Source organism: Shimia sp. (genome assembly GCF_049116215.1).
Lineage (GTDB): Bacteria > Pseudomonadota > Alphaproteobacteria > Rhodobacterales > Rhodobacteraceae > Shimia.
Genome location: NZ_JAGDZB010000002.1, coordinates 275,124 through 289,488, shown reverse-complemented (window position 1 = coordinate 289,488; position 14,365 = coordinate 275,124). Strand labels below are relative to the sequence as shown.

The following is a 14,365-nucleotide window of genomic DNA, read 5'->3' as shown; positions in this document are numbered from 1 at the left end:
AAAGTTGAAAATCCCTTTGGTAAACAAAGGTAACCGGTTTTATTGCCTATAGAAAACATGTGCACTAATTGAGACGCGACGCCAGAGATGAGGAAGTTTCACGATGACCAAGAGAATTGAGCAGCACGGGCTGCAAATTGCCGACGAGCTCTATGATTTCATTGTGAGTAAGGCGCTTCCTGGAACTGGCATCGATGCGGATGTGTTCTGGCAAGGTTTGAGCGTATTGGCGCATGATTTTGGGCCAACCAACCGTGCACTGCTCGCCAAGCGGGAAGAGATCCAGCAGAAAATTGATGGCTGGCATTTGGCCCGCAAGGGTCAGGCGCATGATGCGGAGGCGTATAAAGCGTTTCTGCAAGAGATTGGCTACCTGGTGGCCGAGGGTGAAGAGTTCGCAGTGGAAACCGCCAATGTTGATCCGGAAATTGCAGCGATTCCCGGCCCACAATTGGTTGTGCCAATCACCAATGCGCGCTTTGCCTTGAATGCGGCCAATGCCCGGTGGGGCAGCCTGTATGACGCGCTTTATGGTACCGATGCGATGGGCGACTTGCCGTCCGGCAAAGGCTACGAGTCGGCGCGTGGGGCGCGCGTGATCGCCTGGGGGCGGAACTTTCTGGATAAGACACTGCCGCTGGCCGAAGGTAGCTGGGCAGACATTGGCGGATTGTCGGTTGAGGCTGGGCAGCTTGTGCCAGCTTTGAAGGCAGGAAGCGCGTTTGTTGGTCACGTGGGAGACGCTGTCTCGCCTTCGCGTATATTGATGAAAAACAACGGCCTGCATGTGGTTGTTGAAGTTGATCGCACAGGCAATATTGGCGCATCTGACAAAGCGGGTATCAACGACATCACGCTGGAAAGTGCCATGTCCACGATCATGGATTGCGAAGATTCCGTGGCCTGCGTGGACGCTGAAGACAAGGTTGTGGCCTACGGAAACTGGCTTGGCCTGATGCAGGGCAATCTGTCTGAAGAGGTTGCCAAAGGTGGCAAGACCTTCACGCGCGTTTTGAAAGATGACGTCTCTTTTACCGCAGCGAACGGTACAGAAACCTCGCTGAAAGGTCGCTCGTTGATGTTGGTGCGCAACGTTGGCCATCTGATGACCAACCCGGCGGTGCTGGATCGGGACGGAAACGAGATTGGCGAAGGGCTGATGGATGCGCTCGTGACGGTGATGATCGCGATGCATGACCTGAAGCGGGAAAGCGGCAATTCGGTGCATGGTTCGGTCTATGTGGTGAAGCCGAAGATGCACGGGCCGGAAGAAGTGGCGTTCTCGGATGCGATCTTTGCCAAGGTCGAGGACATTCTGGGCCTGCCGCGCAACACGGTGAAGATGGGCATTATGGACGAGGAGCGCCGCACAAGCGCCAACCTCAAGGAATGTATCCGGGCCGCAAAAGGTCGCGTGGCGTTCATCAACACCGGGTTTCTGGATCGCACTGGTGACGAAATCCACACGTCCATGGAAGCGGGCGCTTTCTTGCGCAAAGGCGAGATGAAGACCACACCGTGGATTCTGTCATATGAAGATCGCAACGTGGACATTGGTTTGGCTTGCGGGCTTCAAGGCAAAGCGCAGATTGGCAAAGGCATGTGGGCCATGCCGGATCTGATGGGCGCGATGCTGGAGCAGAAGATTGGTCATCCCAAATCTGGCGCCAACTGTGCCTGGGTGCCATCTCCAACCGCAGCGACGCTGCACGCCACGCACTACCATGAGGTGGATGTTTTGGCGCGTCAGGAAGAGATCAAAGCAGGTGGCGCACGCGGGACGTTGGACGATCTGCTGACGGTGCCGGTGATGGATGGGCGGAACCTCTCGGACGAAGAGATTGCCGCCGAGGTGGAAAACAATGCGCAGGGCATTTTGGGCTATGTGGTGCGTTGGGTGGACCAAGGCGTGGGCTGCTCCAAAGTTCCGGACATCAATGATGTGGGCCTGATGGAAGACCGTGCGACTTGTCGGATTTCCAGCCAGGGTCTGGCCAACTGGCTGCACCAAGGTGTGGTGAGTGAAGAGCAGGTCATGGCGGCGATGCAGAAGATGGCCGCCGTTGTGGATCGACAGAATACCAACGATCCGCTTTATGCGCCGATGGCGCCGGGTTTTGACGGGATTGCCTTCCAGGCTGCGTGTGATCTGGTGTTCAAGGGCCGCATTCAGCCGTCGGGCTATACCGAGCCGGTGCTGCATGCGCGGCGGTTGGAGCTGAAAGCACAAGCCTAACAAGCGAACAGGTCGGGGGATGCCCCGGCCTTTTTTCTTTGTCTTGAAGGATGTGAACGCTTCGGGGCTTTCTCATTTGGGATGCGCGTCCTATGGTTACCTGCGCAACTAGACTAAGAGGCCAGCATGACGCGTCCTGTCGTCGGGATCATCGGCAACCAATATCTGATCAATGACCAATATCCGGCACATGCCGGAGGCACCATGAATTCCGAAGCGGTTTCAGGGGTTTCTGGCTGTATGCCGCTGTTGATTCCCGCCGACCCAAGGTTTGTGTCTGTTGAAGAGTTGCTGGCGCAATGTGATGGCTTTCTGCTGACGGGTGGCCGGCCCAATGTGCACCCTGAGGAATACGGCGAGGCAGCGACAGCGGCGCATGGGGAGTTCGATCGGGCGCGCGATGCGATTGTGCTGCCGTTGGTGCGGGCTTGCGTGGACTCTGGTCAGCCGTTTATGGGGATTTGTCGGGGGTTTCAGGAGGTTAACGTTGCCATGGGCGGCAGTCTCTATCCAGAAATCCGCGACCTGCCGGGGCGGGACAATCACCGGATGCCGCCCGATGGCACGTTGGAAGAGAAATTTGCGCTGCGCCACACGGTGGAGTTCAGTGAAAACGGGCCGTTCCATCACCTGTTTGGCAGTCAGAAGGTGATGACCAACACTCTGCATGGGCAGGGCATCAAGCGTGCGGGTAGTCGTGTGATTATAGATGGTTACGCGCCGGATGAGACGCCGGAGGCGATCTATATTGAGGGCGCGCTGGGGTTCACTATGTCAGTGCAATGGCATCCGGAATGGGATGCGGCCAATGATCCGGTGAGCCGTCCGCTATTTGAGGCCTTTGGCGAGGCAGTGCGGGCCTGGGCACAGGGGCAAGAAGCCCGGTCCATGCTCAAGTCTGCCTAAAGATTAACGGCCAATACGACGCTGATTTCCACGTCGGTATCCTGTCGGTATTGCGACTGTTTCGCGACTGTCCATAAAAATGGAATATGTAATGGTTAACGGCGGAGCTATCGTGCGTTGCTGCGGCGAAAGGGCTTGGGACAGCGCCAAGCCCTTTGCCGATTTTCGCCTCAGGCGCTGTCTTGCATGTGCACCACGTCGCCGGTGTCACCCCGAGCCTTGCCCTCTTCGAGCGCTTTCACGGTGACAACGCCGGGCTTCTGGTTCTTGGTCCAGACCGTGGCGGCGGCAACCCGATCTCGAGTTATCCGGTCCGCGTATTTCTGCGCCACCTGATAGGTGTCAGACAGCAGGCCCTCGGCCAGGGTTGTTGGATTGAGACCAAGCTTGAGGAAGCTGGCGTTTGATACCCGCAGGTCGTTTTCAGCGGCCTCCTTGCGCGGGTTGTCGACCATGGCGACTTCGGCGCCGGTTAGACGCGCGACCAAATCTGCAAGTTCGCGCACGCGGTGGGTTTCTGTCATCTGGTTTCGGATGACGGGGCGGTCGCCTTTTTCCGGCGGGTTGGAGATTGCCAATTCGATGCAACGCACGGTGTCGCGGATGTGGATGAAGGCGCGGGTCTGACCACCGGTGCCGTGTACGGTGAGCGGGTAGCCAATGGCGGCTTGCATCAGAAAGCGGTTGAGAACCGTGCCGTAGTCGCCGTCGTACGCGAAACGGTTGATCAGCCGTTCGTCGCGACGGGTTTCATCGGTTTGGGTGCCCCAGACAATGCCTTGGTGCAGATCGGTCACGCGGATGCCGTCGTTCTTGGCGTAAAACTGGAACATTAGCTGATCCATGGTTTTGGTCATGTGGTAGATGCTGCCCGGGTTGGACGGGTAGAGGATTTCGCGGTTGTGGATGACGTTGTCATCGCCGCGCACCATGATTTGTTGATAGCCTTCTGGGATTTCCAAGCCCGCGCCGTCGTAGCCATACACCCCCATAGTGCCGAGATGCACAACATGGGCGTCCAGATCGAGTAGCACCAGCGCGGCAAGGAGATTGTGGGTGGCGTTGATGTTGTTGTCGACGGTGTAGCGCTTGGGGCAGGCGCCGCGCATGGAGTAAGGGGCAGACCGCTGCTCGCCAAAATGCACCACGGCGTCGGGGCGTACCTCGCCGAGCAGGATAGCGAGGTCGTCGAACTCTTGCGCCACGTCGAGCTCGACAAACCTGATGGTTTTGCCGCTGACCTCTTTCCAGGCCTCAATGCGTTCTTGGGTGGATTTGATTGGTGTTAGGCTGACCACGCCGAGGCGGTTGTCAATTTTGCGGCGTGATAGGTTGTCGATTATGGTGACGTCGTAACCCTGTTCGCTAAGATAGAGAGAGGTGGGCCAGCCGCAAAAGCCGTCGCCGCCAATAACCAGAACTTTGTTCATGCGCGTTCTCCCGATAAGTGTTTGGTCAACTGATTGACCAACTTGGTTGCCGAGCCAGGTGTCGGCAAAGGCAAGTTCAAATGAAGATCCGAGTACAATGGACCAGTTTGCGATAGTGCGAGAAATGTGTCTCTACGATATTTGAAAGTAAAAGAAACGTAAGGCACCAGATGACAGATCTCAAAGCTGTTTGTTGAAATGGTCTTGGAGCGAAGTTTGGGTTTTCACAACTAATCAGGTTGCCGTTGGCTTTTTCAACGGGAAGAATACGTGGCATCGCCTTTTTGTTGACGGCTCACATCGGGGGAGCCTAGCCGAGACGCCTCGCGTGCTGGAGTTCAAGAATAGAGATCCGGCCAGGCAGCGAATTAGTGCACCTGCAGACCCAATTGCCCCAGCAAAATCGCAGCCTGTTGCTTGGAGAGAATGGCCCCCTTGAAGCGTCTCAGGTCTGAGAGACGAATGCCTCCCAAATCGGCGCCACGCAGGTCTGCGTTTTCGAAACGGCTGTCGATCAAATGTGTGTCGCGCAGGGAGCAGTCTTCAAAGACAGCGTCGCGAAAATCACATTGGCTCATGTCCGCGTCGGTAAAATCCACCCGTTTGAGGGTCATTTTGCGAAACGAAAATTTGGGCAGCACCGCGAGGGCCAACAACACATCCTCAAGTTCGATACCAAGCGTGTGGGTTTCTCTGAGATCAGCGCCAGTCATTTTGCAATTGCGGAATTTTGAATGGGTGAGGGTGGCACCGCGCAGATTGGCGTTGCTGAAATCGCCGCCGTCGATGGTGCCCTCGGAGAAGTTGGCGCCCTGAAGCGAGAGACCGCCAGCGCGGCATCCCTTTAAAGTGGCGTCTTCCAGTGTGGCGCTTTTGAAAGAGGCTTGAGCCAGATTGCACACCTCAAACCGCCAGCCAGTGAGGTCGAGATCGGAAAGATCGCATCCTACCAGGGTGCAGCGCGTGAGCCTGTGTGGCTGGCCGGTTTGACTGGCCTGTTCAAGGTCCGCACGGGTGGGGCTGCAATCGACAAACTGGTGGGTTTTGACAGTCACGTGCGGCTCCAGACGTGGCAATGTGGGGTGGGTCCCCTAAGCCATACGGTGGAATTTTCGGTTTGGAAAGGCCAAGCAGGAAGCGGGAGCGGTGGCGCTCCCGCAGTGTGGTCAGCCTCTGGTGTCACATCTCGCCGCCAGCCACTTGCAGCGTTTGCCCACGGACAGAGTCCGCCATGTCGGAGCAGAGATAAAGTGCGGTATGCGCCACTTCTTCAGGTTTGATCAGCCGGCCGTGTGGGTTCACGCCGACCATCATGTGGCGGGCTTCCTCTTCAGAACAGCCGGTGCGGGCCATGATGCTTTCGATGTTTTGGTCGATGATCGCGGTTTCTACATAGGCGGGGCAGATGGCGTTAAATGTGATGGGCTTTAGCGCATAGTCGGCGGCCAGAGATTTGATCATGCCGTTCACGGCGTGTTTGGAGGTGGAGTAGGCGGGGGCGCCTTTCAATCCGCGCAAACCGGCAATCGAAGAGATCACCATGACACGGCCCCAGTCGGTCTGGTTCATCGACTTGAGGCTTTCCCGGATGGTGAGGAAGACGCCGTCGATGTTGATCGACATCATCTTGCGCCAGAAGTCCATGTCGGTCTTGTGCAGCGCGCGGCCTTCGGCAATGCCCGCGTTGGCGACACAGATTTGGATGGGACCGCGGGCAGCTACTGCTGCGGCGACGCCGTCCACCACAGAAGCCTCATCCGCCACATCCATGGCGAGGGGAAATAGACCATCGGAAGCCGCTTCTTCCAACACGTTCAGACGACGGCCGGTGATGGTGACTTGCGCGCCCTCGGCAGCCAGTGCCTTGGCGATGGCGAGACCAATGCCGGTGCCGCCGCCGGTGACCAATGCGTGTTTGCCCGATAGTGTCATGTCTCTCTCCCTGTCCTGTGTCGGGATCACCTTAGCGCGCGAATAAGACCGGACAAGCGTTCTGGTTGATTGCGCCGCAGGGTCACAAAAGTGGGGTAGGTGGTCAAAATGTCCGTGCAGTCATGCGGAAAATGCGCTCAAAATGGCATTTCGGGCAAAACTCCTGTCCTATTTTGGGCGCTCCATGCGGCTTTCTGGCCCTTTTTGACGCACGACGGGTCTGTATCGTTGCAGTGTATCAACGGATCGTTAAACCAAGGGGCATGATGCAACGACGCGCAAAGATAATACCAATTGGGGCCCGGTCAGTGCGCCGGCGCTTTGGCGAGTCCTGGTTGGGGATGGGCCTATGAGGGCTTTGCGGTTGATTGATATTCCGCCGGTCTGGTTGCTGGCGGCTTTAGCGATGGCTTGGTTGCAAGCCAACCATTGGCCCACGGGCCTGAGCTTTGGCCCGGTGTGGGCGGATCTGCTGGGCGGGTTGCTTGTGGGCGGCGGTGTGGTTCTGACCGCGTTGGCGGTGGTTGAGATGCGGCGGCATGAGACCACGATTCATCCGCATCACGACAGCGCACGGCTTGTGCAAAGCGGCATTTTCAAGCGCAGCCGCAATCCGATCTATCTTGCAGATGTGATGATCCTTGCGGGGTTGATACTCTATTGGGACGCGGTGCTGGCCCTGCCTTTGGTGCCGGTTTTCTTGTGGATCTTGGAAAAGCGTTTTGTCATTCCAGAAGAAAATCGCCTGCGGAGGACATTTCGCATGGATTTTGCGCACTATTGCGAGAAGGTGCGCAGGTGGGTGTGATGCCGTTGCGTCGCAGAAATACGGTAAGTTGCTTGTTTGCTTGTGCAGCAATTCAGGTGGCGTTAAAACATTATGCAAGTGCAGCATGGTCTGCGTGAAACATTATTGCTCTTAACCTGAAGGGGGATAAGAAAGGTGAAGATAGGTACACCAAAAGAGGTGTTTGACGGTGAGAACCGGGTCGCGATGACTCCGGACTCTGCCAAACAGCTCCAAAAGCTCGGTTATGAGTGCGCCATTGAAAGTGGCGCCGGTGCTGGTGCTGGATTTTCGGACGCCACATATGAGGCCGCCGGTGTTGAGGTTCTCAAGACCGCAGCCGCGCTCTGGAAAGCGTCTGACATTGTCGCCAAAGTGCGTCAGCCGGATGCCACCGAGCTGAAACGCCTGACCAAAGATAAGACGCTGATCTCCTTCTTCAACCCAGCTGGGAACGAAGACGGCATGGAAGCGGCCAAGGCCAAAGGCGCCAACGTGATTGCCATGGAAATGGTGCCACGCATTTCGCGCGCGCAGAAGATGGATGCGCTGTCCTCTATGGCCAACATCGCGGGTTACCGCGCAGTCATTGAGGCGGGCAACAACTTTGGTCGGTTCTTCACTGGCCAGATCACCGCTGCCGGCAAGGTGCCGCCAGCGAAGGTCTTGGTTGTTGGCGCCGGTGTGGCCGGATTGGCCGCAATTGGCACATCCACCTCGTTGGGCGCCATCACGCTTGCGTTTGACGTGCGTCCCGAAGTGGCGGAGCAGGTTGAATCGATGGGTGCCGAGTTTGTTTACCTCGACTTTGAGGAAGAACAGGCAGATGGCGCGGCGACTGGCGGCTATGCCGCTGTTTCCAGCCCAGAGTTCCGCGAAGCCCAGCTGGCGAAGTTCCGTGAACTTGCGCCGGACGTGGATATTGTGATCACCACCGCGTTGATCCCGAACCGCGAAGCGCCGGAGCTGTGGACCGAAGACATGGTTGCGGCAATGAAGCCGGGCTCCGTGATTGTCGATCTGGCAGCGGAAAAGGGCGGCAACTGTAAGCTGACCGTGATGGACGAGAAGATTGTGACCGAGAATGGCGTGACCATCATCGGCTACACTGACTTCCCATCGCGTATGGCGGCGCAGTCCTCCAGCCTGTATGCGACCAACATCCGTCACATGATGACTGACTTGACCCCTGAGAAAGACGGTCAGATCAACCACGACATGGAAGACGATGTGATCCGTGGCGCAACCGTGACCTTTGAAGGCGACATCACTTTCCCGCCACCCCCACCAAAAGTGGCGGCGATTGCGGCCAAGCCGAAGGAAGTCGTTCCTGAGCTGACACCGGAAGAAAAGCGCGCAGCCGAAGTGGCGGCGTTTAAAGCGCAGACCAAGCAGCAGGTGATGCTGTTGGGTGGCGGCGGGGCCTTGATCTTGTTGCTGGGTCTGGTGGCACCGGCGAGCTTTATGCAGCACTTTATTGTGTTTGCATTGGCCTGTTTTGTTGGTTTCCAGGTGATCTGGGGCGTGGCGCACTCGCTGCACACACCTTTGATGGCTGTGACCAACGCGATCTCCTCGATCATCATCTTGGGGGCTCTCATGCAGATTGGCTCAGGCAGCTTCCTTGTGATCCTGCTGGCGGCGCTCTCTGTCTTCATGGCCGGGATCAACATCTTCGGCGGTTTCCTCGTGACACGGCGCATGCTCGCCATGTTCCAGAAGTCCTAAGGAGGTCGAGCGATGGAATACGGTTTTACAACCGCAGCATACGTTGTCGCGGCAGTGCTCTTCATCCTTTCCTTGGGGGGGCTGAACAATCAAGAAAGCGCCAAACGCGCGGTGTGGTACGGCATTTCCGGCATGGCGCTGGCGGTGTTTGCCACATTGATCGGCCCCGGTGCGGGTCTGTGGTGGCTGTCCATTCCGCTGATCGCGGCGGGTGGCATGATTGGCTATCAGCTGGCGTCCAAGGTCGAGATGACCCAGATGCCGGAACTTGTGGCTGGCATGCACGCGCTGGTTGGCCTGGCGGCGGTGTTTGTGGGCTTCAACGCGCACTTTGAGATCGGCAACGCAGCGGAAGCTGTGGCGGCAGGTCCGGATGCAGTGAAAGAGCTTGGCACTTTTGGCAAGCTGATTGCCAAGAAGTCTGGCGTAGAGATCAGCATTCTGCTGGTGGAGCTGAGCCTGGGTGTCTGGATTGGTGCGGTGACCTTTACTGGTTCCGTGATTGCCTATGGCAAACTGTCAGGCAAAGTGTCCTCAAACGCTGAAAAGCTGCCAGGTGGTCACTTGCTGAACGCGGGTGCCGCAGGTCTCTCTTTGCTTTGCCTGATCTGGTATCTGAACACCGGTGGATTCTTCCCACTGTTGATCCTGACAATTGCAGCGCTGTTCATCGGTTATCATCTAATCATGGGCATCGGTGGTGCGGACATGCCAGTGGTTGTCTCCATGCTGAACAGCTACTCCGGCTGGGCCGCGGCAGCGATTGGTTTCTCGCTGGGCAACGACCTGTTGATTGTGGTTGGTGCGCTTGTGGGCTCCTCTGGTGCAATCCTCAGCTACATCATGTGTAAGGCGATGAACCGCTCCTTTGTGTCGGTGATCCTGGGTGGCTTTGGTGGCGCGGCTGGCCCTGCGATGGAAGTCGAAGGTGAGCAGATCGCAATTGAAGCGGATGGTGTTGCCAGTGCGCTGGACGATGCGGACAGCGTTGTGATCATCCCGGGCTACGGCATGGCGGTGGCTCAGGCACAGCAGAACGTGGCGGAGTTGACCCGTCGCCTGCGTGCCAAAGGCAAAGAGGTGCGCTTTGCGATCCACCCGGTGGCGGGTCGTCTGCCTGGGCACATGAACGTGCTTTTGGCCGAAGCCAAGGTGCCCTATGACATCGTGCTGGAAATGGACGAGATCAACGATGACTTCCCGGAAACGGATGTGGCCATCGTGATTGGCTCCAACGACATCGTGAACCCGGCAGCCCAAGAAGATCCGAACAGCCCTATCGCGGGCATGCCGGTTCTGGAATGCTGGAAAGCCAAGCAGGTGTTTGTCTCCAAGCGGGGGCAGGGTACCGGTTACTCCGGCATCGAAAACCCGCTGTTCTTCAAAGAGAACACACGTATGTTCTATGGTGACGCGAAAGCCAGCCTCGATAAGTTGCTGGGTATGATCGAGTAATCGATCACTGCCATAGAGTGTGGAAAGGGCGCCCTAGAATGGGGCGCCCTTTTGTTTTGCGGGGGTGTTTGGAGCGCGTGTAGACGCCTCCGGCGGGGATATTGGGGGACCGTGAATGAGACACATCGCGTTCCCACATTCATGGTCCAAAAAATATCCCGGGGTGGGTACAGCGTGCTGTGTCAGGGACAGCGCCCCTAAAGGCCCAAGCCCAAAGGCTTGAGCCACGCCAGGTTATCAGGCGGTTTGCAGGAGGGCTTCCTGGCGCATGAGGGCAAAGGAGGCGCCGATAATCAGGGCGGCGCCCAGCCACAGGCTGCCGGGAGGGGCGTAGCCAAATACCACCAAGCCAAGTCCCACATTGAAGGGTAATTTGAGGTGATCAAACGGCTGCAAATAGGCGGCGTCCGCGATGCTATAGGCGCGGGCCAGGGCATATTGGGCCACCGCCGTGCACAAACCAGCACCGATCAGCAGGAGGCCAGCGGTTATGCCGTCAAAGCCCAGGCCTGCGTCCAGTGCCAGACCGGCGTTGATCGGGGTGAGCAGCATCAGCAAATAAAGCGTCAATGTGGCCGGGCTTTCGGTGGCGCTCATCTGTTTGGTCATCAGGCTGGTCAGACCCCAGAAGATGGCCGCGCCAACCGGATAGAGCGCGTGGGGTGTGAAGGCATCTGACCACGGCGCCAGGATGATCATGCCGCCAATGAAGCCAATCACCACCGCGCCCCAGCGGTGAGCCGAAACCTGTTCGCCGAGCCAAAGGCTTGCCAGCACAGTAACAAAGAAGGGCGACAACATGATCAGAGCAATGGCCTGCCAGATCGGCACGTGGGCCAGGCCGGTGACCCAGAGCTGCACGCCAATTACGGCGCAGCCGACGCGCAGCAGGTGCTTGGGCAGAGCTTTTGTACGCAGGGCGTCAGGGGATTTGAAGATCATCCAGGGCACGAGCCAGAGCGTGGCAATCAGGTACTGCCAGAAGGCGACGCGGGTGGGGGGCAGGCCCATTTTCATGGTACCCCATTGTACAATGGTGTTGACCACGGCGAATAGCAGTCCGGCAAAGATCATCAGGAAAGCGCCGGCGGTGGCCGGGCGGGTGGTTTCAAAAATGCGAGTCATGGCGTTGTCCTTTCATCTGCGCTCACAACTCAAGGCAAAACAGGACAAGCCAAACAGGGCTGTTGCCAGCTCTGCTTAGGTTCTTCCCGCTCTCTTCCATCCGGACTGTGACCGTCGGCTCAGGAGTTGCACCTGATCTGCTGACACTTTCATATTGGCTCCGCATCTTGTCCCAAAACCGGGACCCACTTTTGGGGATGAGGACGTGTTCCATCTTGAAAGCCGCTCGCGGGCTTACAGCTGCGCTGCTTACCGCCGGTGGGGAATTTCACCCCGCCCTGAGAACGTTACGACCCGGAGATGGGCCGCAGCGGTAGGGATAGGCGGGCGTGGTGCGCGCGGCAAGCCAAAATTGAAAATGTACATTTTGGGGCTTGAGCTGGAGTGCACTCCAGCTCGTAAGGTGAACCGACTCATAGGAGCAGGAGAACAGATGCGGATTTCGGAGGTGGCTGCGGCCACGGGGCTAAGCGTGGACACGTTGCGGTTTTACGAGAAAATTGGGCTGATTGATCCGCCGCCACGCGATGGCGCGGGACGTCGCGTATATGACGACGCCGTTTTGGCTTGGATTCGATTCATAGGGCAACTCAATGCGACGGGCATGAAGCAGGCGGATCGGGTGCGGTATGCGCGCTTGAGGGCGGCTGGCGACAGCACGTTGCGCGCGCGGCGGGAGATGCTGGAGGCGCATCGCGAGGTGATGCGTGCCCAGATGGTGACGCTCCAGGAGACGCTGCAGCTCATGGATCAGAAAGTGAATTATTACAGAGAGTTGGAAGGAAAGTCTGAAGATGTCTAACGCATTGGAACGTGGACGCGCGGTTTTGGCGGATTTGAACCCCACCGTGGAAGGGGTTTTGGCGGAGCGCTATGACGGCTTGGTGCCGGAAATGGCGGAAAGCCTGGTCGAGTGGGCCTATGGACGGCATTACACTCGCGGAACGGTGGACCTGAAGACCCGGCAGCTGTGCACGGTGGCCGCATTGACCGCGCTGGGCGGGCAAACCGCGCCGCAGCTGAAGATCAACATTGCCAACACGCGGCAGGCCGGGGCTTCGCAGGAGGAGATTGCGGAGGTGATTTGGCAAATGGCGCTCTATGGCGGCTTGCCCGCCGCAATCAACGGCTTGAACGCGGCGCGGGAGGTTTTTGCGGAGGAGTAGGTCAAAAGACTTGGCTTATTGTATGCGGCGGTATTCCGGCAAGTAGTTGAAAAGTCACAAAAACATTTACTTTTGAGCGCGGCGGGGTAAGTTGGCGCGATCAGGAGAAGAGCATGTCCGCCATTCAAGACCACCCGCTGCGCTACAAACTGGCCAATGAGCTCCACGCGCGTCCGTTCCCGACGTTAAACGCGCCGTGCCGGGCGGTTTATATCGCCTGGCGCATTCCACAGGATCAGGTTGGCGTGGAAACCGCGGCGGAGCTCGAGCACCTTTATGATTTGCTCGACAGATTTGGCGCGCCGCATCCACAACCGGGCGCGACGCATTTCACCTGCCAGATCGGGCGGGACACGTTGAAATGGGAGCAGCACGCGGAGTTTGTGACCTACACTATGTTCCTGCCGCAGGTGAGCACGCGGGCGTTTGATCCGGCGGATCTGGATGTGTTTCCTGAGGATTGGCTGGCAGCGGCGCCGGGGCAGCGGGTGACGTCAGCTATGATCCGAGTGGAGAACATGCCCAGTGATGCGCAGATGATCTCACAGGTTTATGAATGGTTTTTGCCTGAAACAGTGGCGGTGAACTATGTGCTAGACCGGACCTGTGTTGTGGCCACGGACTTCCGTATCGCGGCCAACGGGCATCAGAACATGGCGGTGTTTGTGGCGCCGGAGACCGGCGCACGGCGTGTTGGCCGGGTGGTGCAGCGCTTGTGTGAGATTGAGACCTACAAATGTATGTCGATGCTGGGCTATTTCCGAGTGAAAGCGATTTCGCGGGAACTGGGGGCCTTGGAGACGGACGCAGGGCGCTTGATGGGGCATTTGCGCAGTGACCGGGATGATGCTGCGGAGACCTTGCAGGCGCTATTGGAATTGTCCGGCGATGTGGAGCGTTTGATTGCGGACACGTCGTTCCGGTTTGGCGCCACAGGCGCCTATGAGAAGATTGTGCAACAGCGTATCAAGATCCTGCGCGAAGAACGGTTTCATGGGCGCCAGACGTTTAGCGAATTTATGACGCGGCGCTATGATCCGGCGATGCGCACGGTGAATCACAGTGAGAGTCGCTTGCAGTCTTTGGCGGAGCGGGTGGGGCGCGCAGCGCAACTTTTGCGGACCAAAGTGGAGGTTGCGCGCTCAGCGCAGAATCAGGCGCTGTTGGAAAGCATGGATCGGCGAGCGGATTTGGCGTTGCGCCTACAGGAGACAGTGGAAGGTCTGTCGGTGGTGGCAATCAGCTACTACGCGGTCTCTTTGGCGGGCTATCTGGTCTATCCGTTGGCGACGCCATTGGGCATGAGCAAAGGGGTGGTTTTGGCGGTGCTGACTCCCATCGTGGTGCTGGGGGTCTGGGCAATGGTGCGGCGGATCAAGGCGAAGATGCACTAGATAGCCAATTGGCTTTTTGTTGCGAATCAATGGCTTCTCTGCGACGCGGCGAGACGGGTGACCCGGGGTCGCACAGACCTTAAGTGCAAGAATTTGCAGGTTTCACAGGTGCCTAGGCCGGAAAAATCGGTGATTTGAGCGGATTTCCACCAAGGGAAGCGGACAATTCGTTTCCGTTCTTCATCTTTCTTCTTATAGTCAAGAAG

General features: G+C 57.8%; 12 protein-coding genes and 1 riboswitch. Of the genes, 8 read left to right on the top strand and 4 right to left on the bottom strand.

Annotated features, from left to right (window positions below; all coding sequences use genetic code 11):
* The first annotated feature begins 103 nt into the window (after positions 1–103).
* Complete coding sequence (locus JXR15_RS06985; protein WP_422052513.1) at positions 104–2,236, top strand: malate synthase G; 2,133 nt, start codon at positions 104–106, stop codon at positions 2,234–2,236.
* A 126-nt stretch (positions 2,237–2,362) separates the two neighbouring features.
* Positions 2,363–3,142: a gamma-glutamyl-gamma-aminobutyrate hydrolase family protein gene (locus JXR15_RS06980; protein ID WP_422052512.1), complete on the top strand. Its 780-nt coding sequence runs from the start codon at positions 2,363–2,365 to the stop codon at positions 3,140–3,142.
* 170 nt (positions 3,143–3,312) lie between these two features.
* On the opposite strand, the gene JXR15_RS06975 is transcribed toward JXR15_RS06980, so the two are convergent.
* From JXR15_RS06975 to JXR15_RS06965, 3 genes are all read right to left on the bottom strand, one after another.
* Positions 3,313–4,572 carry an NAD-dependent epimerase/dehydratase family protein gene (locus JXR15_RS06975; protein ID WP_422052511.1) on the bottom strand — a complete coding sequence of 420 codons (1,260 nt, stop codon included), beginning with the start codon at positions 4,570–4,572 and terminating at the stop codon, positions 3,313–3,315.
* A gap of 368 nt (positions 4,573–4,940) precedes the next feature.
* Positions 4,941–5,627, bottom strand: a complete 687-nt coding sequence (locus tag JXR15_RS06970) for a pentapeptide repeat-containing protein (RefSeq protein WP_422052510.1) — start codon at positions 5,625–5,627, stop codon at positions 4,941–4,943.
* Between the two features lie 124 nt (positions 5,628–5,751).
* Complete coding sequence (locus tag JXR15_RS06965) at positions 5,752–6,504, bottom strand: SDR family NAD(P)-dependent oxidoreductase (RefSeq protein WP_422052509.1); 753 nt, start codon at positions 6,502–6,504, stop codon at positions 5,752–5,754.
* Between the two features lie 349 nt (positions 6,505–6,853).
* On the opposite strand from JXR15_RS06965, the gene JXR15_RS06960 reads away from it, so the two are divergent.
* From JXR15_RS06960 to JXR15_RS06950, 3 genes are all read left to right on the top strand, one after another.
* Positions 6,854–7,312 carry a methyltransferase family protein gene (locus JXR15_RS06960; protein WP_422052508.1) on the top strand — a complete coding sequence of 153 codons (459 nt, stop codon included), beginning with the start codon at positions 6,854–6,856 and terminating at the stop codon, positions 7,310–7,312.
* A gap of 135 nt (positions 7,313–7,447) precedes the next feature.
* Positions 7,448–9,019 carry a Re/Si-specific NAD(P)(+) transhydrogenase subunit alpha gene (locus JXR15_RS06955; protein ID WP_422052507.1) on the top strand — a complete coding sequence of 524 codons (1,572 nt, stop codon included), beginning with the start codon at positions 7,448–7,450 and terminating at the stop codon, positions 9,017–9,019.
* Between the two features lie 12 nt (positions 9,020–9,031).
* The gene (locus JXR15_RS06950) at positions 9,032–10,474 is read left to right on the top strand and encodes an NAD(P)(+) transhydrogenase (Re/Si-specific) subunit beta (protein ID WP_422052506.1); all 1,443 of its coding nucleotides are present in this window, start codon (positions 9,032–9,034) and stop codon (positions 10,472–10,474) included.
* 237 nt (positions 10,475–10,711) lie between these two features.
* On the opposite strand, the gene JXR15_RS06945 is transcribed toward JXR15_RS06950, so the two are convergent.
* Entirely contained in the window at positions 10,712–11,599 is an 888-nt protein-coding gene (locus JXR15_RS06945) for a DMT family transporter (RefSeq protein WP_422052505.1), read from the bottom strand.
* An 84-nt stretch (positions 11,600–11,683) separates the two neighbouring features.
* Positions 11,684–11,889: riboswitch (FMN riboswitch) on the bottom strand.
* Positions 11,890–12,032: 143 nt separating this feature from the next.
* Here JXR15_RS06945 and JXR15_RS06940 point away from each other — a divergent pair.
* The 3 genes from JXR15_RS06940 to JXR15_RS06930 all read left to right on the top strand — a co-directional run bounded on the left by JXR15_RS06940 (position 12,033) and on the right by JXR15_RS06930 (position 14,159).
* On the top strand, positions 12,033–12,401 hold the full coding sequence (locus JXR15_RS06940; RefSeq protein WP_422052504.1) for a MerR family transcriptional regulator: 369 nt from the start codon (positions 12,033–12,035) through the stop codon (positions 12,399–12,401).
* The gene (locus JXR15_RS06935; RefSeq protein ID WP_422052503.1) at positions 12,394–12,765 is read left to right on the top strand and encodes a carboxymuconolactone decarboxylase family protein; all 372 of its coding nucleotides are present in this window, start codon (positions 12,394–12,396) and stop codon (positions 12,763–12,765) included. The genes JXR15_RS06940 and JXR15_RS06935 overlap by 8 nt, the downstream gene beginning before the upstream one ends.
* A gap of 113 nt (positions 12,766–12,878) precedes the next feature.
* Positions 12,879–14,159, top strand: coding sequence for a DUF3422 family protein (locus JXR15_RS06930; RefSeq protein ID WP_422052502.1), 1,281 nt, complete (start codon positions 12,879–12,881; stop codon positions 14,157–14,159).
* Positions 14,160–14,365 lie beyond the last annotated feature (206 nt).